The sequence below is a fragment of the Pseudomonas cavernicola genome, assembly GCF_003596405.1.
In the GTDB taxonomy this organism is placed as follows: domain Bacteria; phylum Pseudomonadota; class Gammaproteobacteria; order Pseudomonadales; family Pseudomonadaceae; genus Aquipseudomonas; species Aquipseudomonas cavernicola.
Genome location: NZ_QYUR01000002.1, coordinates 1,102,026 through 1,123,133, shown reverse-complemented (window position 1 = coordinate 1,123,133; position 21,108 = coordinate 1,102,026). Strand labels below are relative to the sequence as shown.

Annotated in this window: 15 protein-coding genes; 8 read left to right on the top strand and 7 right to left on the bottom strand. The window is 61.6% G+C overall.

What is annotated here, in order from left to right:
• Window positions 1-63 precede the first annotated feature (63 nt).
• The 8 genes from cobG (at window position 64) to D3879_RS05525 (ending at window position 12,399) form a co-directional block, all read left to right on the top strand.
• Complete coding sequence (gene cobG / locus D3879_RS05560) at window positions 64-1,437, top strand: precorrin-3B synthase (RefSeq protein ID WP_238474208.1); 1,374 nt, start codon at window positions 64-66, stop codon at window positions 1,435-1,437.
• Complete coding sequence (locus D3879_RS05555; RefSeq protein ID WP_119953073.1) at window positions 1,434-2,060, top strand: precorrin-8X methylmutase; 627 nt, start codon at window positions 1,434-1,436, stop codon at window positions 2,058-2,060. Before cobG ends, D3879_RS05555 begins: the two co-directional genes overlap by 4 nt.
• Window positions 2,057-2,806 (top strand): precorrin-2 C(20)-methyltransferase, encoded by a 750-nt coding sequence (locus tag D3879_RS05550; RefSeq protein WP_119953072.1) that lies wholly within the window; start codon window positions 2,057-2,059, stop codon window positions 2,804-2,806. Before D3879_RS05555 ends, D3879_RS05550 begins: the two co-directional genes overlap by 4 nt.
• A 136-nt stretch (window positions 2,807-2,942) precedes the next feature.
• Complete coding sequence (cobJ, locus tag D3879_RS05545; protein WP_119953071.1) at window positions 2,943-4,634, top strand: precorrin-3B C(17)-methyltransferase; 1,692 nt, start codon at window positions 2,943-2,945, stop codon at window positions 4,632-4,634.
• Between the two features lie 1,120 nt (window positions 4,635-5,754).
• Entirely contained in the window at window positions 5,755-6,171 is a 417-nt protein-coding gene (locus tag D3879_RS05540) for a response regulator (protein WP_119953070.1), read from the top strand.
• 122 nt (window positions 6,172-6,293) lie between these two features.
• Entirely contained in the window at window positions 6,294-7,490 is a 1,197-nt protein-coding gene (locus D3879_RS05535; RefSeq protein ID WP_158592064.1) for an EAL domain-containing response regulator, read from the top strand.
• A 611-nt stretch (window positions 7,491-8,101) separates the two neighbouring features.
• Window positions 8,102-8,752, top strand: coding sequence for a response regulator transcription factor (locus D3879_RS05530; protein WP_119954896.1), 651 nt, complete (start codon window positions 8,102-8,104; stop codon window positions 8,750-8,752).
• On the top strand, window positions 8,749-12,399 hold the full coding sequence (locus D3879_RS05525) for a transporter substrate-binding domain-containing protein (RefSeq protein WP_238474207.1): 3,651 nt from the start codon (window positions 8,749-8,751) through the stop codon (window positions 12,397-12,399). Before D3879_RS05530 ends, D3879_RS05525 begins: the two co-directional genes overlap by 4 nt.
• Before the next feature lie 103 nt (window positions 12,400-12,502).
• Here D3879_RS05525 and glmS read toward each other — a convergent pair whose 3' ends face one another.
• The 7 genes from glmS to atpA form a co-directional block, all read right to left on the bottom strand.
• On the bottom strand, window positions 12,503-14,353 hold the full coding sequence (gene glmS / locus D3879_RS05520) for a glutamine--fructose-6-phosphate transaminase (isomerizing) (protein WP_119953067.1): 1,851 nt from the start codon (window positions 14,351-14,353) through the stop codon (window positions 12,503-12,505).
• Window positions 14,354-14,363: 10 nt separating this feature from the next.
• Window positions 14,364-15,134, bottom strand: a complete 771-nt coding sequence (locus tag D3879_RS05515) for a DeoR/GlpR family DNA-binding transcription regulator (RefSeq protein WP_119953066.1) — start codon at window positions 15,132-15,134, stop codon at window positions 14,364-14,366.
• An 86-nt stretch (window positions 15,135-15,220) separates the two neighbouring features.
• Entirely contained in the window at window positions 15,221-16,585 is a 1,365-nt protein-coding gene (gene glmU, locus D3879_RS05510; protein WP_119953065.1) for a bifunctional UDP-N-acetylglucosamine diphosphorylase/glucosamine-1-phosphate N-acetyltransferase GlmU, read from the bottom strand.
• 171 nt (window positions 16,586-16,756) lie between these two features.
• Complete coding sequence (locus tag D3879_RS05505; protein WP_119953064.1) at window positions 16,757-17,182, bottom strand: F0F1 ATP synthase subunit epsilon; 426 nt, start codon at window positions 17,180-17,182, stop codon at window positions 16,757-16,759.
• A gap of 44 nt (window positions 17,183-17,226) precedes the next feature.
• On the bottom strand, window positions 17,227-18,603 hold the full coding sequence (gene atpD, locus D3879_RS05500; RefSeq protein WP_119953063.1) for a F0F1 ATP synthase subunit beta: 1,377 nt from the start codon (window positions 18,601-18,603) through the stop codon (window positions 17,227-17,229).
• A 30-nt stretch (window positions 18,604-18,633) separates the two neighbouring features.
• On the bottom strand, window positions 18,634-19,494 hold the full coding sequence (gene atpG / locus D3879_RS05495) for a F0F1 ATP synthase subunit gamma (protein ID WP_119953062.1): 861 nt from the start codon (window positions 19,492-19,494) through the stop codon (window positions 18,634-18,636).
• Window positions 19,495-19,544: 50 nt separating this feature from the next.
• Window positions 19,545-21,089 carry a F0F1 ATP synthase subunit alpha gene (gene atpA, locus D3879_RS05490; protein WP_119953061.1) on the bottom strand — a complete coding sequence of 515 codons (1,545 nt, stop codon included), beginning with the start codon at window positions 21,087-21,089 and terminating at the stop codon, window positions 19,545-19,547.
• Window positions 21,090-21,108: the final 19 nt, after the last annotated feature.

Sequence of the window (21,108 nt, the reverse complement as noted above, 5' to 3'; positions counted from 1 at the left end):
TCGTGGAGAGTTCCTTGCGGGGAGCGCTCGCCCGGTCACCGCGACAGCCGATCAGGTGACCTTTTGAACGACACTGCACAGCAGCCTCACCAACAGCCCAGCCAGCCACGCCCTTCGGCGTGCCCTGGACTGCTGCGCATCGTGCAGGCTCGCGACGGCGGCATCTGCCGGATCAAACTGCCGGCCGGCCGCTTGCAGGCCAGCCAGGCCCTGGCCGTGGCGGCTGCCGCAGAGGAGCATGGCAGCGGCGTGATCGAGGTGACCAACCGCGCCAATCTGCAGATTCGCGGGGTGCGCGCCGGCCAGGAAGCCGCCTTGATCGCCCGCCTGCTGGCTGCCGGCCTCGGCCCCAGCAGCCCAGGTGCCGATGATGTGCGCAACCTGATGGTCAGCCCCGCCGCCGGCATAGACCCGGCCGCCCTGCTGGATGTCAGCCCCCTGGCCGACCGGTTGCTGGCTACGTTGCAGGACAACGCCTCGTTGCATCGGCTGTCGGCCAAGTTCGCCCTGCTGCTGGATGGCGGTGAACGCCTGGCCATGCTCGAACACCCTCACGACTTGTGGCTGAGTGCCATGCCGGGCGGCAGCCAGCCGCTGTTCGCCTTCGGCCTGGCCGGCTGCCCACCATTGCCCGGCAGCCCGGAAATGGCCCTCGCCACCGTAACTCTTGAGCAAGTACCGGCGCTGGTATTGGCGTGCCTGGAGCTGTTCCTCGAACTGGCCGGCCCCGAGCACAGCCGCATGCGCCACCTGCTGACGGAACTGCCGGCGGAAGACTTCCTCCAGCGTCTACAGGCCCGGCTGGACTTCCCCTTGCGGCAGGGCGAAGCGCTGCGCCACTGGCGGCGCCCGGCCGCTGAGGCCTGGGCGCACCTGGGTGTGCAACCGCAGCTGCAGCCAGGACTGGTGCAAGTCGGCGCAGCACCACCGCTCGGCCGTCTGCACGCGCGGCAACTGATTGAACTGGCGCGGCTGGCGCAGCAGTTCGGTGACGCCAGCCTGCGCCTGACGCCCTGGCAAAGCCTGTCGCTGCCGAACATCCGCCAGGCCGATGGGCCGGCGCTGTTGCACGCCTTGGACGAGCGCGGCCTGGTCTGCGATCCCCTGCAGCCGCTGGCCCGCATCATCGCCTGCAGCGGCTCGGCCGGCTGCGGCAAAGGTCTGGCCGCGACCAAGGCGGATGCCCTGACCCTGGCTACTCGCCTGGCCGGCAGCGCGCCCCTGCCCGGCCTGCACTTGAGTGGCTGCCTGCGCTCCTGCGCCGCCGCCCATGACTCACCGCTGACCCTGCTGGCCGTCGCCGACGGGCGTTATGACCTTTACCAACGCGCCGCTGCGGTGTCTGGCTTCGGCCGACCGCTGGCGCGCCACCTGACAATTGCCGAGGCCGGCGACCTGCTGGCCGCGCTGCCCGACCCCATGGAAACCGACCGATGATTGATTACATCCGCGATGGCCAGGAAATCTACCGCCAGTCCTTTTCCATCATCCGCGCCGAAGCCAAGTTGCAGGGCATCCCCGCCGACCTGGAAAAACTTGCGGTGCGGGTGATCCATGCCTGCGGCATGGTCGATGTGGTCGAAGACCTGCGCTTCTCGCCGGGTGCCGGTAGCGCCGGGCGCAAAGCGCTGGCGGCCGGCGCGCCGATCCTCTGCGATGCGCGAATGGTCGCCGAGGGCGTGACCCGCGCGCGCTTGCCGGCGAACAACAAGGTGATCTGCACCCTCAATGACGAAGGGGTGGTCGACCTGGCCCGCGAACTCGGCAACACCCGCTCTGCGGTCGCGCTGGAGCACTGGCGCGAACACCTGGAAGGCAGTGTGGTAGTGATCGGCAATGCCCCCACCGCGCTCTTCTACCTGCTGGAGATGCTCGACGCCGGCGCACCGAAACCGGCGCTGATCCTCGGCTTCCCGGTGGGTTTCGTCGGCGCTGCTGAGTCCAAAGAAATGCTCGCCGCCGACAGCCGTGGCGTGCCCTACGTCATAGTCCGCGGTCGCCGCGGTGGCAGTGCGATGGCCGCAGCGGCGGTCAACGCCCTGGCCACGGAGGTGGAATGATGAGCGCCAAAGGACGCCTGCTCGGCATCGGCGTGGGTCCCGGCGACCCCGAGCTGATTACCCTCAAGGCCCTACGCCTGCTACAGGCCGCCCCCGTGGTCGGCTACTTCGTGGCCAAGGCCAAGGTCGCCAAGGGCCAGCACGGCAACGCCTTCGGCATCATCGCCGCACACCTTGGCAGCGAGCAGCAGACCCTGCCGATGGTCTACCCGGTGACCACCGAGAAGCTGGCGCCACCGCTGTGCTACGAGGACATCATCAGCGACTTCTACGACACCTGCGCCGAACAGATCGCCGCGCACCTGGAACAAGGCCGTGATGTAGCGGTGATCTGCGAAGGCGATCCGTTCTTCTACGGCTCCTACATGTACCTGCACGACCGCCTGGCCAGCCGCTATGCAGCCGAAGTCGTGCCTGGGGTCTGCTCCATGCTGGGTGGCTCGGCGGTGCTCGGCATCCCGCTGGTGTACCGCAACCAGAGCCTCGCGGTGCTCTCCGGGGTGTTGCCGGCGGACGACCTCAAACAACGCCTGGCCGCCACCGACGCGGCAGTGGTGATGAAGCTCGGGCGCAACTTCGACAAGGTTCGCGCCGTGCTCGAAGAGCTCGGCCTGGCCAAACGGGCGCTCTACGTCGAGCGGGCGACCATGGACAACCAGCGCATCGTGCCGCTCGATCAGGTCGAGCCGATGGCTTCGCCGTACTTTTCGCTGATTATCGTGCCGGGCGAGAAATGGCAGGCCTGACGGTGTTCTGCTTTTGTAGGAGCGGGCCATGCCCGCGATTCGCTCCCGCCCACCAGCAGCGCGGCCAAGGCCACTGCCACGGGTCGAAGTCAAATCAAGCCCTGCACGGCTTTTTCAAGTTCACAGGGAGCCTCTGATGTCTAACCCCCAAGCCAATACCCCGGCGATCGTCATCCTCGGTATGGGCGCACTGGCCACGGCACGACGCGTTCAAGCCCTGTATCCAGGCGCGCAAGTGCACGGGCTGGAAGGCCGAGTCGAGGCCGATATCCTCTATAGCGACTTCGGCGGGCACCTGCGCGAGTTGTATCAGCGCGACACGCCGATCATCGCCCTCTGCGCCGCCGGCATCATCATCCGCACCCTGGCGCCCTTACTGGCCGCCAAGAACACCGAACCACCGGTACTCGCCGTGGCTGAAGATGGCAGCGTCGTGGTGCCGCTGCTCGGCGGGCTCGGTGGGGTCAATATGCTGGCGCGGGAAATCGCCGCAGCTCTGGAGGTTGTACCCGCCATCACCACCAGCGGCGAGTTGCGCTTCGGCACCTGCGTGCTCAACCCGCCGACCGGCTACGTGCTGGCGGATATCGAACAAGGCAAACGCTTCGTCTCCAATCTGCTCGGCGGGCAAAGCGTGCGTATCGAAGGCGCTGCGCCCTGGCTGGATCAAGCCCGCTTGCCGCTGGCCGCCGATGCAGCGCTGAGCATTCGTATTACCCACGATGCGCGCGAAGCCAATGGCGATGAACTGCTGATCCACCCGCGTACGGTCGTAGCGGTCATCGACGAGCCAGTCGCCGAGTTGGCCGCCAATGTCCAGCAGGCCTTGGCTGAGGCCAATATTGCCGCCCATGCCCTGGTCTGCCTGGTTGCGAGCAGCCAGCAGATGGCCAACCCAGTACTGCAACAGGCCGCGCTAACCCTGGGTGTGCCGCTACGCTTTATTGCCGCTGATAACACTTGGGCATTGGCTCAACAAGCCATCGCCGAGCCGCAAGCGCTGCACACTGCCCATGGAGTCACCCTGGCCGTGGCCAGCGAACCGCTCGATCACCGGCAGATCGGCCAGGCTCGTGGCCGCCTGACCGTCGTCGGCCTTGGCCCTGGCGCCGCCGAATTCATGGTGCCGGCCGCCAAGCTGGCGTTGCAACAGGCCGAGGATGTGCTCGGTTACGAAACCTACGTGAAGATGGCCGGACCGTTCCGCCCGGAACAGGTGCTGCACTGCAGCGACAACCGCGAAGAATTGCAGCGCGCCCGGCATGCCTTCGAGCTGGCCAGCAGCGGTCGCTCGGTGGTGGTGGTGTCGTCTGGCGACCCCGGCGTGTTCGCCATGGCCGCGGCGGTATTGGAAGCGCTGGAAGCGTCGAGCGATCCACTCTGGCATGCCGTCGACCTGCAAATCTTCCCCGGAGTCTCCGCCGCTCTGGCGACTGCCGCACGGGCTGGCGCACCGCTGGGCCATGACTTCTGCATCATGTCGCTGTCGGACAACCTCAAGCCCTGGGACATCATCGAACTGCGCCTTGAGCATGCGGCGGCGGCCGATTTGGCGCTGGCCTTCTACAACCCGATCTCCCGCGCCCGTCCCTGGCAGTTGGGTCGCGCCCTGGAGATAGTCGCCGGCCATCGCAGCGGCGATACCATTGTCGTGCTCGGTCGCGATATCGGCCGGCCAGGGGAAACCCTGACCCTCACCACCCTCGCCGAACTGCGCCCGGAGCAGGTGGACATGCGCACCATGGTGATCATCGGCTCATCGACGACCCGGCGCTTTGCGCGCCAGGACGGTGGCGCATGGGTCTACACGCCACGCTCTTATCCCTGAGGCTTATCAGGTCATTGAAAAATGGTAGCGAGCGAAGGCTAGACAAGGCGCAGCGGCGTAACAGCCAAAGGCTGGCCAGCAGGCCGAGCGTGGCGAGTCAATCAGGCGAAAGAGCGCACGACTGCATGGATGCAGGAGTTAGAGCGAAGCAGGATGCCCGAGCCGAGTTTACGCGCTGTAAATGCGCATTTTTTTGCACTCTTTGAGCTTTGCCAAACGCCGCTTGGCGAAGCTCAAGAATCACTCGATACCATTGCTGAGATTGCTACCGACTGCGTGCTCGCCATGCGAATGGCGCACGCGTAAATACTTCGCGTAGCCCACATCCACCCGCCCGTCATAACTCGACAACTGTCCGAGTGAATCACGCTTTCGAGCTCCCCACGGCCCCTGATAGCCGCTTGCAGCAGGGCTTTCCGTCAATCGGCCACTACCTGCGTGTACACCCTCTCACCACGTTTGAGCAGACCGAACACGATGGTTTTTTTCCAGCGCTCCTGAAATCAAATGCGGATCGAAGCACGACTCATCGACTTCAACTACGCCCTTAAGGGGTGATGCTTGCTCGCACTCATCAGCTAGGCGACGACGTACAAACAGATAGATGGTGTTGCTTGGCCGGACGCTCAAGCCGGTCAGTTCAGAGGCATCTGCCTTCGGGATTTTTGAACGGCGGTAGGAACGGTTTTCAATTTTTCTATCAGAAGCTTAGCTAGTGGCCTGTGCGGCTAGTTCCATTAGTCAAGTTCGGCGCCTGAAGCCCCGATACTGCGTTGCCGCTCCTCACCATAGCCCAGCTATGACTCGTCACGGCGCCTGGTCTCAGGACTCCAGGCATCCGAACTTGAGTTAACCAACTAGCCGTACAGGCCACTAGTGGTTGATCTAGCTTTGCTTCCTAAGCCCTGTGAAAAAAGAAGGAGCTTTCCTGCATGAAAGAAATCGCACTCCTACATACAGGCCGCCACCGCCGCCCCAAAATTTGTCACCTTCGAACTGCCGCTCCCCGGCACGGAGCTAGCGGTCCAGCGCGAAGAACATATGGCGCCTCATCAGCAAGGATTCTCCGGCAAGACTTTTGCCCGACCGTGTGCCGGGCGTTTTTTTGAGGCCCCGTCCTATGCACAGTCCCTTACGCATCTTGGTGGTGGAAGACCACTCCTTCCAACTGATTGCTGCACAGATGGTGCTGAATCAGCTGGGTTACTACCACCTGGCCCAGGCGCTGGATGCCGAGGAAGCCCTGCAAGCGATGCAGAACGCGGCAACCCCGTTCGACCTGCTGCTGTGTGATCAGAACCTACCGGATATGCCCGGACTCAAACTAATCGAACGGGCCTGCGCCAGTGGCAAGGTACGCGCTGCGGTGCTGTTCAGCGGAGTGAACGATGCCGAATTGGCAGCCCTGGCCAGTGAAGCCGAATCCAAAGCCCTGCCTTTGCTGGCATGCCTGAGCAAACCCATCGATGGACGAAAACTCACGCCCCTGATAGCTCAGCACTTTCCCGACCGAGAAGCCGGGTTAGCTCAGGCATGACCGGCCATGCACTATCGAATATCAGGAGTATGCCTACACAGCCCCGAGAAAAGTCTGACAGAACCCAGTGATCCTCCCGCCCACACTAGTCGCATAACTTGTTGCGCCCCAAGGAGGACGCCGTGTACCCCTTTAGTGCCCTGATTCTCGATGATCATGCCTTTCAACGCTTGGTGGCTGTGCAGGCTATGCAGGGGCTAGTGAGTGGGCCCATCCTGCAAGCTTCCGAGGGTGCCGAGGCGCTAGAGCAACTCACCACGCATGGTGCCGTGGACATCCTGCTGTGCGATATCCAGATGCCTGGTATGGACGGCTTGGCCTTTATACGCGCGGTCAGCGAGCGTGGTTTGGCCAGATCGGTGATCCTCTGCAGCGAGATCGCCCCCGAGCTGCGCCACTCAGTGATGCAGATGGTTGACCTGCTCGGCCTCCCCCTGCTCGGTGATCTGGGCAAGCCACTGCGGATCGTCAAACTGGCGGCCATGCTGAGGCGATTTGAAGCCAAGCGTCATGAATCCGGCAAGACCTTACCGGCGCTGATCGAGCTACCCTCGCAGGTGGAAGTGCAGCGTGCTCTAGTGGACGGCGAGTTCGAGGCGCACTACCAACCCAAACTGGACCTGATCAGCGGGCGCCCGCTGGGCGCCGAGGTGCTGGCACGCTGGCGCCACCCGCGGCGTGGCGTGCTCGGCCCGCAGCATTTCCTTACTGCAGTACTGCGCTACGGACAGCTCGGCGAGCTGTTCGAACAGTTGCTGGAGCAGGGCCTGGCACTAGCCGGGCGGCTACGCGCCGAAGGCCGCCCTCTGCCCTTGGCCTTTAATCTGGACGCGGAACAACTGAGCGATCGCAAGCTCTGCACAGGTCTCGCCGAAGGCCTCAAGCGCCACCGCCTGCTGGGCTCGGATCTAACCTTTGAAATCACCGAAAGCAGCATGCTGCACGCCCCGGCCACCAGCCTGGAAAACCTGGTACGCCTGCGCCTAATGGGCTGCGGAGTGTCGGTGGACGACTTCGGTACCGGCTTCTCCTCCTTGAAACGCTTGTGCGAGATGCCTTGCAACGAGCTGAAGCTGGATGCCAGCTTCATTCGCGGCATGATCAAGCACGAGCGTTACCGCGCAGCTGTCGCCAGCACCCTGGCCTTCGCCCACACACTCAACCTCCATGTCGTGGCCGAAGGCATCGAAACCGTCGAGCAACTAACACTCCTGCGAAGTCTGGGCGGCACCTGCGGCCAGGGCTTCCTACTGGCCAAACCGCTGGCCGAAGAGCAACTACTCGCCTGGTTGAAACAGGCCTCAGCCACGGCCTGCTGAACCTAGTGGCCTGTACGGCTAGTTGGTTAACTCAAGTTCGGATGCCTGGAGTCCTGAGACAAGGCGCCGTGACGAGTCATAGCTGGGCTACTTTGATCCGCGGCAACGCAGTATCGGGGCTTCAGGCGCCGAAATTGACTAATTGAACTAGCCACACAGGCCACTAGCCAGTTGAAGTCAATAAGTCGTGCCTCGGTCCGCATTTGATTCTAGGTAAGCGCGGGGGCTGAAGGCTCTCCCGCTCACCTGCATGACGATGCTGCTCACCTCTAATATCGGCGCGCGAGTCCTCCTGGCCGTAATAGCCAAGGCCAAGAATCTCTTGCTGAGGGGGCGAGAAGAGGGTTTCAGCCTCCGCTTTCGGTGCGTCGATACCCGTACTGCTCTTCCGTGCGACGCGTAAGGATAAGCGCGCACTCGTGCTTTTGTAGGATCTCTCCTAATTGCACGTGAGAGTTTTCTTGATCTGCCGTTTGTATGGCCCGTGGGGGTCGACGGCATTTTCTATGGGGCTATCTTTGCCTCCTTGAACTACTGAGCCGAGCGATAACGCTATGAGCAGATTGCGGAATGTGAATGACATGTTGCAGAAGCAACCGAGGGGTGAGGTCATTAAAAAGATCTTGATCGTCGACGATCACCCGATGGTCCGCCTGGCGGTGCGTCTGATACTGGAGTTCGAAAGTTACGAGGTAGTGGGGGAGACCGACAACGGTGTGGACGCCATCGCTCTCGCTCGTGAGCACCTGCCAGATCTGGTGGTACTGGATATCGGCATTCCCAAGCTGGATGGCTTGGATGTGATCACCCGCCTGCACTCGCTGGCCCTCCCGGCAAAGGCACAGCCATTTAAGGTACTGGTATTGACCGGGCAGAGCTCGGCGCATTACGCGACTCGCTGCATGCAGGCCGGAGCGGCTGGCTTCGTCTGCAAGGAAGGCGATCTGGCCGAGTTGGCGGCAGCGGCGCGTGCCGTGCTGTCCGGCTACAGCTACTTTCCCAGCCACGTGTTGCAGCCGAGTCGGCGGTTGGCTGGCACGCCTGACGAGGCCGAGTTGATCAGCCACCTGTCCGACCGCGAGTTGAGCGTGCTGCAGCATCTGGCCAACGGTTATTCCAACATCGAGATTTCCGAGCAGCTGTTTATCAGCAACAAAACGGTAAGCACCTACAAGACTCGTCTGATGCTCAAACTCAATGCACATTCCCTGGTGGATCTGCTCGAATTCGCCAAACGTAATGCATTGGTTTTAGGTGGATGATGCGTGCGCTGCCGGGGTTGTTGGGGCTGTTACTGCTGCTCTGTTGCCTGAATGTTTCCGCTCAGGCCGATCGAGAAGCCCCCCTGCAACTGTTGGGTCGCTCCAACCTCGAACATCTGCCGGTGTCTTTATCCGAGCAGGACTGGCAATGGCTGCGCGACAAGCGTGAGCTCAAGGTCGGCACCTCGGAGCCGGACTACCCGCCGTTCGACATCTCCGCCAGCGGACGCGATTACGAAGGACTGACCGCCGATTACCTGGGCATCATCGCCAACACCTTGAACTTGGACGTTCGGGTAACCCGCTTCCCCGACCGCGATAGCGCCTTGCAGGCACTGCGCAACGGTACGATAGATGTGCTTGGCCGCAGCTTTGGTTATGACGCCAGCGCCCCCGGGGTGGTGCTGTCCAAGCCCTATGTACTCAACCAGCCAGTGTTGGTGATGCGCTTGGGCGATGGCCGTGCGACCGATGGCCACCTGGCTGGCTTGCGCCTGGCCATGTCCGCGGACTACCTGCCAGCGGAGGCAGTACGCCGTCTCTATCCACAGGGTCAATTGAGTACCTTTAGTTCAGTTCGGCAGGCGTTGCAGTCGGTGGCCTTAGGCCAAGCGGACGTGTTCATCGGTGACGCGGTGAGTGCCCACTACCTGATCGACCAAGGCTATTTAACCAACCTACGCATGACCAATTTCACCCGCCTTGAGGGGGCAGGGGTCAGCTTTGCCTTCGGTGCCGACAACATGCGTCTGCAACGCCTCTTCGACAGCGTCTTGGCGACCATCCCCGAGTCCGAACGCACCGCTATCCTGCACCGCTGGGGCAGCGGGACGAGCATCTCCTTGACTGACGAGAAACTGGTGCTCACCGAGCGCGAACAGCGCTGGCTGAAGCGTCATGGCCCGGCGCGCCTGATAGTGGACGAAACACTGGCCCCCTTAACCTTCTTCGATGCCGAGCACCACTTTCGCGGGGTCGTGTCGGAACTGCTGGACTTGGTGCGACTCAAGACCGGCCTGGAGGTCGAGGTGGTGCCTAGCCGTTCGGTGGCGGAGATGCTCCAGCGGTTGCGCAAGGGCGAGGTGGAGATGGCTGCGACTCTGGTTTCCACTTCCGAGCGCGAGAACTACCTCAACTTCACCCGGCCCTACTTCAGCACCAGCGACGTGGTGGTGGTGCGCAAAGCGAATCAGGAAATTCACGACCTCAAGGACCTCGCCGGGCTTAGGCTCGCGGTGCCTGAGGGGCATGCGGTAACCGATTACCTGCGTGAGCAGTTTCCGCAGATTCACCTAGTGGCGATCGCAAGCGGCATGGACGGTCTGTCCATGGTGGCCGACGGCCGGGCGGACGCCACCGTGCATGCCATGTCCTCGGCCAACTTTCTGATCAGCCGTTACTACCAGAATGACTTGCGTATTGCCGCTACCATCGGCCGCGACCCAGCACGCTACGCGTTCTCCGTGGTACGCGGGGAGCCGGAGCTCTTGAGCATTCTCGACAAGGCGCTATTGTCCATTTCCCCGGACGAGGTGGGCGCCATAGTCAACCGCTGGTACTCCAACGCCGAGGCGGCTGAGAGCGCCTGGGCTGGCTACGAAACCCGGATCGATCAGATAGTGCTGGTCAGCCTGCTGGTGATCGGCGCCTTCCTCGCCTGGATCTTGCGTCTACGACGCCAGGTGTACCTGCGGCGGCGCGCTGAACGGGTATTGAGCGACCAGCTGGAGTCCCAGCGCATCCTGATCGACGGTATTCCAAATCCGATCATCGTACGCGATCTGCAAGGCCGACTACTCACCTGCAACCGCAGCTTTCTCGAGGAGACTGGCCTTAGCCTCGAGGAGGTCCTGGGTGCGCGGCTCATCGACGGCGATTGGCTCGAGCAGGCGCAGGCGCAGGCCTTTCATCAGCTCTATCTGCGCGCAATCGAGGACGGTGAGCCGGTGTTCGCCGACCGGCAGCTCCACCTGCGCGCCAGGACCTTGGATATCTACAGCTGGGTCATACCCTATAAAGATGTCAAGGGGCAGGTCTGCGGTCTGATCTGCGGTTGGATTGACATCACCGTCCGTCGACGCCTGTTTCTCGCGTTGCAGGAGGCCAAAGATCAGGCCGACCAGGCCAATCGGGCCAAGAGTACCTTCCTTGCCACCATGAGCCATGAAATCCGCACGCCGATGAACGCCATCATCGGCATGCTTGAATTAACAATGAGGAAGGCCGATCAGGGGCACTGGGAGCGCGAGCCGATTGAGGTGGCTTTCGAGTCAGCGCATGTGCTGCTGGCGTTGATCGGCGACATCCTCGACGTAGCCAAGATCGAGTCGGGACAACTGGCTCTGGCGCCGGAGCGGGCTAATCTGCGCGAGCTGATGGAATCGGTGATACGGGTGTTCGCCGGTCTGGCCCGACAGAAGGGCCTGGAGCTGGTGCTTACGCTAGACGCGGAGGCGGAGGCGGAGGCGGAGCAGGACGTGCTGATCGACCCACTGCGCTTCAAGCAGATCCTCTTCAACCTGCTCGGCAATGCCATCAAGTTCACTGACCAGGGCCAAGTGTGGGTTCGGCTGACGACGAGGCTGCAGGAAGATGAGTGCCTGGCGCTGCAACTGACGGTGGAGGACAGCGGTATCGGCATCGCCGAGGCGGATCAGCTCCGGCTGTTCGAGCCCTTCACCCAGGTCCAGGGTATCGCCCATCAGCAGCGTGGCGGCACGGGGCTGGGCCTAACCATCTGTCGCCACCTGGTGGAAATGATGGGTGGCGAGTTGAGCCTGCGCAGCCATCTCGGTGAGGGCACCTCTGTCACCTTGCAACTCACAGTGCCGCGTCTGCCGGTCCAGGCCCGGACCCCGATGGCTGCCAAACAGGTCGTGCCACAGACGAAGCACGCGCTGCGCGTGTTGGTGGTGGACGACCATCCGGCCAACCTCTTGCTGCTGTCGGAACAGCTGGTCTTCCTCGGCCACCAGATAGAGCGGGCCGAGGACGGGCAGCAGGCACTGGGCAAATGGCGGGTCGGCGCCTTCGACCTGGTGATCACTGACTGCAACATGCCAGTGCTGAACGGTTACGACCTGACTGCACGCATCCGCCATGCCGAGCGGGAGGTTGGCGCCCAACCCTGTCTGATCCTCGGCTTCACCGCCAATGCCCAGCCGGAAGAACGTGCGCGCTGCCGGGCGGCAGGCATGGACGACTGCCTATTCAAGCCGATCAGCCTAGGAGGCTTACACCACCATTTGCAGGGCTTGGCAGTCGCCGATCGACAGATAGGGCCTGTGGTGGTTGCTCCGGTTACGACTACCGTATTCGACCCCACTGCGCTGGACGGTGTGACCGGTGGCGTACAAGAGCTGAACCGCCGCCTGTTGGATGAGCTGTATAGAACCAACGCAGTGGATGCCGTTCACCTCGATGAGCTGCTTGAGGCCGGAAATTGGGCCGAGCTGGACAAGCTGGCCCATCGCCTCAAGGGCGCCGCACGGCTGATCGCTGCCGAGCCGCTGCTTGCCGCCAGCCAGGCTTACGAGGATGAGTTCCGCAGTACGGTGGTCAGCCGGGAATTGCAGAAACTGGCGGAGGCCTTGCGTTTGGCGCTCGAAGAGCTACAGGTAGCCCTTGGCGCACAGCTGGCGGACTGAGTCATTCGGTCGTGGTTGGCTGGGACGGCCTCAAAGCTGAGGCGGTCCCGGTTTTCCGACAGACTTTATTGTTTTGGATCAGCCTCGCCCTTATCCCCGCGGCTTATTCCACGGTCACCGATTTTGCCAGGTTACGCGGCTGGTCGACGTCGGTGCCCTTGAGTACGGCGACGTAGTAGGACAGCAGTTGCAGCGGGATGGTGTAGAGGATCGGTGCCAGCGCATCGAGGATGTGCGGCATGTTCACCACATGGGTGCCTTCACCGTTGCTCAGGCCGGCTTGCCCATCGGCGAAGACGATCAGCTCGCCGCCACGGGCGCGCACTTCCTGCAGGTTGGATTTGAGCTTTTCCAGCAGCTCGTTGTTCGGCGCCACGGTGACCACCGGCATGTCGCTGTCCACCAAGGCCAGCGGGCCGTGCTTGAGCTCACCGGCGGGGTAAGCCTCGGCGTGGATATAGGAGATTTCCTTGAGCTTCAGCGCACCTTCCATGGCCACCGGGTACTGAGCCCCGCGGCCGAGGAACAGCGCGTGATGTTTCTCGGCGAACAGCTCGGAGATTTTCTCCACGGTGGTGTCCATCGAGAGCGCTTCACCGAGACGGGTTGGCAAGCGGCGCAGCTCTTCCACTAACTCGGCTTCCACGCCCGCCGCCAAGGTGCCGCGTACCTGACCGAGGGACAGGGTCAGCAGCATCAGCGCCACCAACTGGGTGGTGAAGGCTTTGGTCGACGCCACGCCAATTTCAGGGCCGGCCTGGGTCAGCAGGGTCAGGTCGGACTCACGCACCAGTGAGCTGATGCCGACGTTGCAAATCGCCAGGCTGGCCAGGTAACCACCGTTATCCGGGCCCAGTTCCTTGCCGTTGCGCAATGCGGCCAGGGTGTCGGCGGTTTCGCCGGACTGGGAAATGCTGACGAACAGGGTGCCCGGTTGCACCACCACCTTGCGGTAGCGGAACTCGCTGGCCACTTCGACTTGGCAAGGAATGCCGGCCAGGCCTTCCAGCCAATAACGGGCGACCATGCCGGCGTGGTAGCTGGTGCCACAGGCGACGATTTGCACGTTCTTAACCTTGGCGAACAGCTCGGCGGCTTGTGGGCCGAATGCCTGAACCAGCACGTGATCGGAACCCAGACGGCCTTCCAGGGTGCGCTGCACCACCTTCGGCTGCTCGTGAATCTCCTTGAGCATGAAGTGGCGGTATTCGCCCTTGTCGGCGGCTTCCGCACCTTCGTGGTACTGCACGCTTTCGCGCACCACCGGCTGGCCATCGACCGCCCAGATCTGCACGCTGTCACGGCGGATCTCGGCGATATCACCTTCTTCCAGGTACACGAAGCGGTCGGTAACCTGCCGCAGTGCCAACTGGTCGGAGGCGAGGAAGTTCTCACCAAGACCGAGGCCGATGACCAGCGGGCTACCACTGCGGGCGGCGAGCAGGCGATCCGGCTGGTTCGCGCTGATTACCGCCAAACCGTAGGCACCGTGTAATTCCTTCACCGCAGCTTTCAGCGCCGCCGCCAGATCACCGAGATCTTTAAGCTTGTGATCGAGCAGATGGACGATGACTTCGGTGTCGGTATCCGAGCTGAAAACGTAGCCGAGGCCCTTCAGACGCTCACGCAATTGTTCGTGGTTTTCGATGATGCCGTTGTGCACCACCGCCAGCTCGACACCGGAGAAATGCGGGTGGGCGTTACGTTCGCACGGCGCTCCGTGGGTGGCCCAGCGGGTGTGGGCGATGCCGAGGCGGCCGGCCAGTGGTTCGTCAACCAGCGCTTGATCCAGTTCGCTGACCTTGCCCGAACGACGGCGGCGTTCCAGCTTGCCGTCGTTGCTGATGACCGCCAGGCCGGCGCTGTCGTAGCCGCGGTATTCCAGACGTTTCAGGCCTTCCACCAGAATAGCGGTGATATTGCGCTCAGCGACGGCGCCAACGATGCCACACATAGTTCTCTCCTTAGGCTTCTACAGCTGCGCAGATCAGGTTTATCCCGCGCGCTGTGATCAATTCACGCGCCTCCGGTGGGAGGCGTTCATCGGTAATCAGGGTATGGATGCTGCTCCAGGGCAGCTCCAGATTGGGAATCTTGCGGCCGATCTTATCGGCCTCGACCATCACGATGACTTCACGGGCGACTTCGGCCATGACCCGGCTCAGGCCCAACAGCTCATTGAAGGTCGTAGTACCTCGCGCCAGGTCGATGCCATCGGCACCGATAAAAAGCTGATCGAAATCGTAGGAGCGCAGCACTTGTTCGGCGACCTGGCCCTGGAACGATTCGGAATGTGGGTCCCAGGTACCGCCAGTCATCAACAACACCGGCTCATGTTCCAGCTCACGCAAAGCGCTGACCACACTCAAGGAGTTGGTCATCACCACCAACCCAGGCTTGTGCCCAAGCTCCGGAATCAGCGCCGCGGTGGTGCTGCCACTGTCGATGATGATCCGCGCATGCTCACGTAGCAGCCCAGCCGCCGCACGGCCGATAGCCTGTTTGTACTTGGAGACCGGTTGGCCGCTGTCGGCGATCAGTTCCTGCGGCATCGGTACCGCGCCGCCATAGCGACGCAGCAGCAGGCCGTTCTTTTCCAGCGCACCGAGGTCTTTACGAATGGTGACTTCCGAGGTGGCAAAACGCTTGGCCAGCTCATCGACACTCACCTCACCCTGCTCGGTGAGCAGCGCGAGGATAGCGTGGCGACGTTGCGGGGTGTTTCGTTTTGACATGAAACGTTTCGATTCGAAAGATAAGTACGCGAATCAAAACCTATCGAAGCTTTTGAGTCAAGAGCCGCTTGGCGGTAGGAGCCGCGTTATTTCCTGATCTTTTGTGGGCGCTTCCAGTCTTCGATATTGCGCTGTTTGGCTCGACCGACAGCCAGGGTGTTGGCTGGGACATCGGCGGTGATCACCGAGCCGGCGCCAGTGGTGGAGCCATCGCCCAGGGTCACAGGAGCAACCAGGGCACTATTGGAGCCGATGAACACGTCCTCACCCATCACCGTCTTGAACTTGTTGGCACCATCGTAGTTGCAGGTGATGGTCCCGGCGCCGATGTTGGTTCGCGCACCCACTTCGGCGTCACCCAAGTAACTCAGGTGGCCGGCCTTGGCGCCTTCACCCAAAACGGCGTTTTTCAATTCGACGAAATTACCCACATGGGCCTTCGCCCCCAGCACCGAACCCGGGCGCAAGCGCGCGAACGGTCCGGCATCGCTGCCCTCGCCCAGCTCAACACCGTCGAGATGGCTGTTGGCTTTGACCACCGCACCTTTGCGCAGGGTGCTGTTTTTGATCACGCAGTTGGGACCGATCTCGACGTTATCTTCGATGAGCACACGGCCTTCGAGGATCACGTTGATGTCGATCAGCACATCGCGGCCCACCGTCACCTCGCCGCGCACATCGAAACGCGCCGGATCACGCAGGGTCACGCCCTGAGCCATCAGTTGGCGGGCCGCGCGTTTCTGGTAATGCCGCTCGAGTTCAGCCAGTTGCATACGGTCGTTGGCGCCCTGCACTTCCATGGCATCCAACGGCTGCTCGGTGGCCACCACCAGACCGTCAGCCACCGCCATGGCGATCACGTCGGTCAGGTAGTACTCGCCCTGGGCGTTGTTGTTCGACAGACGGCCGAGCCAGTCGGCCAAGCGCTTGCCGGGCACCGCGAGGATGCCGGTATTACCTTCGCAGATCGCCCGCTGCTCGGGTGTCGCATCCTTGTGTTCGACGATGGCTTTGACCACGCCCTTATCGTCGCGAACGATTCGACCGTAGCCGGTCGGATCGTTCAGATCGACCGTCAGCAGCCCAAGCTGCTCAGCACTGACCTGTTGCAGCAGGCGTTGCAGGGTGTCGACCTCGATCAACGGCACATCGCCATACAGGATCAGCACGTTCTCCGCCGAAAGCTTGGGCAGCGCCTGCGCCACGGCGTGGCCGGTACCCAGTTGCTGGGCTTGCAGCACGAAACTCAGATCGTCCGCGGCCAAACGCTCGCGCACGATTTCCGCGCCATGGCCGATCACCACCTGGATGCTCTGCGGCTGTAGTTGCCGAGCACTGTCGATGACATGCCCGAGCATGGATTTACCGGCGACCGGATGCAGCACTTTAGGTAGAGCGGAACGCATGCGCGTGCCTTGGCCGGCAGCGAGGATGACGATATCGAGAGACATGAGAGTGGATCCTGAACAGTCGTAGGCTGCGTAGAGCGCAGAGAAGCCCGGCAATATGGCTAACGCTGGGTTTCACCTAGGGTTCTACCCAGCCTCCGGGATAAAAGGCCAGAAAAGAAAAAGGGTAGCCAAGGCTACCCTTTTACTCGATCGCGATGAAGTCTTGCGGGATTAGCCGCCGAACTTCTTGCGCACCGCCTGGATGGTCCGCAGCTGAGCTGCAGCCTCGGCCAGACGGGCAGCGGCGGAACCGTAGTCGAACTCCGCGCCTCTATCATGCAGGGCCTTCTCGGCAGCCTTGACGGCTTCCTGAGCAGAGGCTTCGTCCAGGTCGGCTGCCCGCTGCACGGTGTCGGCCAAGACCTTCACCATGTTCGGCTGCACTTCCAGGAAACCACCGGAGATGTAAAACACCTCGGTTTCGCCACCCTGCTTGATCAGACGGATCGGCCCCGGCTGGAGATCGGTGATCAGCGGTGCGTGACCTGGAGCGATACCGAGATCACCCAAGTTACCGTGCGCTATCACCATCTCGACCAGACCGGAGAAGATCTCGCCTTCCGCGCTGACGATATCGCAATGGACTGTCATAGCCATTTGCTTGCCTCAACCTGATTAGCGCCCGTCGCCGGGCGCTGGGATTACAGTTTCTTGGCTTTCTCGATGGCTTCGTCGATGCCGCCGACCATGTAGAACGCTTGTTCTGGCAGTTGGTCGTAGTCACCGTTGAGGATGCCTTTGAAGCCGGCAATGGTGTCCTTCAGGGAAACGTATTTACCCGAAGCACCGGTGAAGACTTCAGCCACGAAGAACGGCTGCGACAGGAAGCGCTGGATCTTACGAGCACGGGATACCAACTGCTTGTCGGTTTCCGACAGCTCGTCCATACCCAGGATCGCAATGATGTCCTTCAGCTCTTTGTAGCGCTGCAACACATACTGCACGCCACGCGCGGTCTCGTAGTGCTCCTGACCGATCACCATCGGGTCCAACTGACGCGACGTCGAGTCGAGTGGATCGACCGCCGGGTAGATACCCAGGGAGGCGATGTCACGGGACAGTACGACGGTGGCGTCCAAGTGGGCGAAGGTGGTCGCCGGGGACGGGTCGGTCAAGTCGTCCGCAGGGACGTAGACGGCCTGGATTGAGGTGATCGAACCGGTCTTGGTCGAAGTGATGCGCTCCTGCAGAGCGCCCATTTCCGCGGCCAGGGTCGGCTGATAACCCACTGCGGACGGCATACGACCCAGCAGTGCGGAGACTTCGGTACCGGCCAGGGTGTAACGGTAGATGTTGTCGACGAACAACAGTACGTCGTTACCCTCGTCACGGAACTTCTCGGCCATGGTCAGGCCGGTCAATGCTACGCGCAGACGGTTGCCCGGCGGCTCGTTCATCTGACCGTAAACCAGGGCCACTTTGTCGAGAACGTTGGAGTCCTTCATCTCGTGGTAGAAGTCGTTACCCTCACGAGTACGCTCACCCACACCGGCGAACACGGAATAACCGCTGTGCTCGATGGCGATGTTACGGATCAGTTCCATCATGTTCACGGTCTTGCCGACACCGGCGCCACCGAACAGACCGACTTTACCGCCTTTGGCAAACGGGCAGATCAGGTCGATAACCTTGATGCCGGTTTCCAGCAGCTCGTTGCCGCCCGCTTGGTCGGCGAAGGACGGAGCTTCGCGGTGGATACCCCAACGCTCTTCTTCGCCGATCGGGCCGGCTTCGTCGATCGGGTTGCCGAGTACGTCCATGATCCGGCCCAGGGTCGCTTTACCGACCGGTACGGAGATGCCTGAGCCCGTGTTGTTGACGTCCAGACCGCGCTTCAAGCCTTCGGTCGAGCCCATCGCAATGGTACGGACCACGCCGTCGCCCAGCTGCTGCTGAACTTCCAGGGTGGTGTCGGCGCCTTGAACTTTCAAGGCGTCGTAGATGCTCGGGACCTGATCGCGTGGGAATTCCACGTCGATCACGGCGCCGATGATTTGTACGATACGTCCGCTACTCATAGCTGGATCCTCTGAATATATGAACCGGTATCAGACCGCGGCAGCGCCGCCAACGATTTCCGAGATCTCTTGGGTGATCGCCGCCTGACGCGCCTTGTTGTAGATCAGCTGCAAATCGCTGATCAGATCACCGGCGTTGTCGGTAGCGTTCTTCATCGCGATCATCCGCGCCGCTTGTTCAGCTGCGTTGTTCTCGACCACCGCCTGGTACACCTGCGACTCCACGTAGCGCACCATCAGGCCGTCAAGCAGCTCTTTGGCGTCGGGTTCGTAGAGATAGTCCCAGTGATGCTTGAGTTCCTGATCCGGATCAGCCACCAGCGGAATCAACTGCTCCACTGTCGGCTTTTGCGTCATCGTGTTGATGAACTTGTTGGAAACCACGGACAGGCGATCAATCCGGCCATCCAGGTAGGCATCCAGCATCACCTTGACGCTACCGATCAGATCATTGATCGACGGTTCTTCGCCCAGGTGGCTGATTGCAGCGACGACGTTACCGCCGAAGTTGCGGAAAAATGCCGCACCCTTGCTGCCTACTACGCAGATATCGATCTCTACGCCTTGTTCGCGGTTTACCGCCATGTCCTTGACCAGGGCCTTGAACAGGTTGGTGTTCAAGCCACCGCACAGACCACGGTCACTGCTCACCACTACATAACCGACACGCTTGACTTCGCGGTCGATCATGAACGGGTGACGGTATTCCGGGTTAGCGTTGGCCAGATGACCAATCACCTGGCGGATGCGCTCCGCGTAAGGACGGCTAGCAGCCATGCGCATTTGAGCCTTGCGCATCTTGCTGACAGCCACCTTTTCCATGGCGCTGGTGATCTTTTGCGTGCTTTTGATGCTCGCAATCTTGCTGCGAATCTCTTTTGCGCCTGCCATGTAACACCTATCGGGTTAGCAGGCGGGGGTCTTGCGACCCCCGCTGCGGCTTACCAGGTTTGGGTGGCCTTGAACTTCTCGATGCCGGCTTTGATGCCTGCGTCGATTTCGTCATTGAAGTCACCCTTCACGTTGATCTTCGCCATCAATTCGGCGTGATCGCGGTTGAAGTAAGCAATCAGAGCTTGTTCGAAGCTGCCGATTTTGACGATCTCGATGTCCTGCAGGAAGCCACGCTCGGCGGCGTACAGGGACAGCGACATGTCGGCGATGGACATCGGCGCGTATTGCTTCTGCTTCATCAGCTCGGTAACGCGCTGACCATGCTCAAGCTGCTTACGGGTGGCTTCGTCCAGGTCAGAAGCGAACTGGGCGAAAGCCGCCAATTCACGGTACTGAGCCAGAGCGGTACGGATACCACCGGAGAGCTTCTTGATGATCTTGGTCTGAGCGGCACCACCCACACGGGATACCGACACACCGGCGTTCACTGCCGGACGGATGCCGGAGTTGAACATGGCCGATTCCAGGAAGATCTGACCGTCAGTGATCGAGATCACGTTGGTCGGAACGAACGCGGAAACGTCGCCGGCCTGGGTTTCGATGATCGGCAGAGCGGTCAAGGAACCGGTTTTGCCTTTCACGGCGCCATTGGTGAACTTCTCAACGTACTCTTCGGATACGCGGGAAGCGCGCTCCAGCAGACGGCTGTGGAGATAGAACACGTCGCCTGGGTAAGCTTCACGACCTGGCGGACGGCGCAGCAGCAAGGAAATCTGGCGATACGCCACAGCTTGCTTGGACAGATCGTCATAGACGATCAGCGCGTCTTCGCCGCGGTCACGGAAGTACTCGCCCATGGTGCAACCGGCGTACGGTGCGATGAACTGCAACGCAGCGGATTCGGAAGCACTGGCCGCGACGATGATGGTGTTAGCCAACGCGCCGTTTTCTTCCAGCTTGCGAACTACGTTGGCGATGGTCGATTGCTTCTGACCGATAGCTACGTAGACGCAGCGGATGCCGCTGTCTCTTTGGTTGATGATCGTATCGATCGCCAGAGCGGTTTTACCGATCTGACGGTCACCAATGATCAGCTCACGCTGGCCACGGCCAACCGGGATCATGGCATCGACGGCCTTGTAACCGGTTTGTACCGGTTGGTCGACCGACTTACGCCAGATCACGCCCGGTGCAACCTTCTCAACCGCGTCGGTAGCGACGTTGTTCAGAGGGCCTTTACCGTCGACGGGGTTACCCAGGGCATCGACTACGCGACCCAGCAGTTCCGGACCAACCGGCACTTCCAGGATGCGGCCGGTGCACTTGGCACTCATGCCTTCGGCCAGCGACTGGTAGGCGCCGAGAACCACGGCGCCGACAGAGTCGCGCTCCAGGTTCATCGCCATACCGTAGACGCCACCCGGGAACTCGATCATTTCGCCGTACATAACGTCGGCCAGACCGTGAATCCGCACGATACCGTCGGACACGCTGACGACTGTGCCTTCGTTACGGGCTTGGGAGGTCACATCGAGCTTTTCGATGCGGCCCTTGATGATTTCACTTATTTCGGAAGGATTGAGTTGCTGCATTGCTCTGCTGCCCCTTCAA

What these genes read in the sequence shown, in the direction of transcription:
- D3879_RS05555 (WP_119953073.1), top strand. Translation starts at nt 1,434, where the DNA reads ATGATTGATTACATCCGCGATGGCCAGGAAATCTACCGCCAGTCCTTT.
- D3879_RS05550 (WP_119953072.1), top strand. Translation starts at nt 2,057, where the DNA reads ATGATGAGCGCCAAAGGACGCCTGCTCGGCATCGGCGTGGGTCCCGGC.
- cobJ (WP_119953071.1), top strand. Translation starts at nt 2,943, where the DNA reads ATGTCTAACCCCCAAGCCAATACCCCGGCGATCGTCATCCTCGGTATG.
- D3879_RS05540 (WP_119953070.1), top strand. Translation starts at nt 5,755, where the DNA reads ATGCACAGTCCCTTACGCATCTTGGTGGTGGAAGACCACTCCTTCCAA.
- D3879_RS05525 (WP_238474207.1), top strand. Translation starts at nt 8,749, where the DNA reads ATGATGCGTGCGCTGCCGGGGTTGTTGGGGCTGTTACTGCTGCTCTGT.
- glmS (WP_119953067.1), bottom strand. Translation starts at nt 14,353, where the DNA reads ATGTGTGGCATCGTTGGCGCCGTCGCTGAGCGCAATATCACCGCTATT.
- D3879_RS05515 (WP_119953066.1), bottom strand. Translation starts at nt 15,134, where the DNA reads ATGTCAAAACGAAACACCCCGCAACGTCGCCACGCTATCCTCGCGCTG.
- glmU (WP_119953065.1), bottom strand. Translation starts at nt 16,585, where the DNA reads ATGTCTCTCGATATCGTCATCCTCGCTGCCGGCCAAGGCACGCGCATG.
- D3879_RS05505 (WP_119953064.1), bottom strand. Translation starts at nt 17,182, where the DNA reads ATGGCTATGACAGTCCATTGCGATATCGTCAGCGCGGAAGGCGAGATC.
- atpD (WP_119953063.1), bottom strand. Translation starts at nt 18,603, where the DNA reads ATGAGTAGCGGACGTATCGTACAAATCATCGGCGCCGTGATCGACGTG.
- atpG (WP_119953062.1), bottom strand. Translation starts at nt 19,494, where the DNA reads ATGGCAGGCGCAAAAGAGATTCGCAGCAAGATTGCGAGCATCAAAAGC.
- atpA (WP_119953061.1), bottom strand. Translation starts at nt 21,089, where the DNA reads ATGCAGCAACTCAATCCTTCCGAAATAAGTGAAATCATCAAGGGCCGC.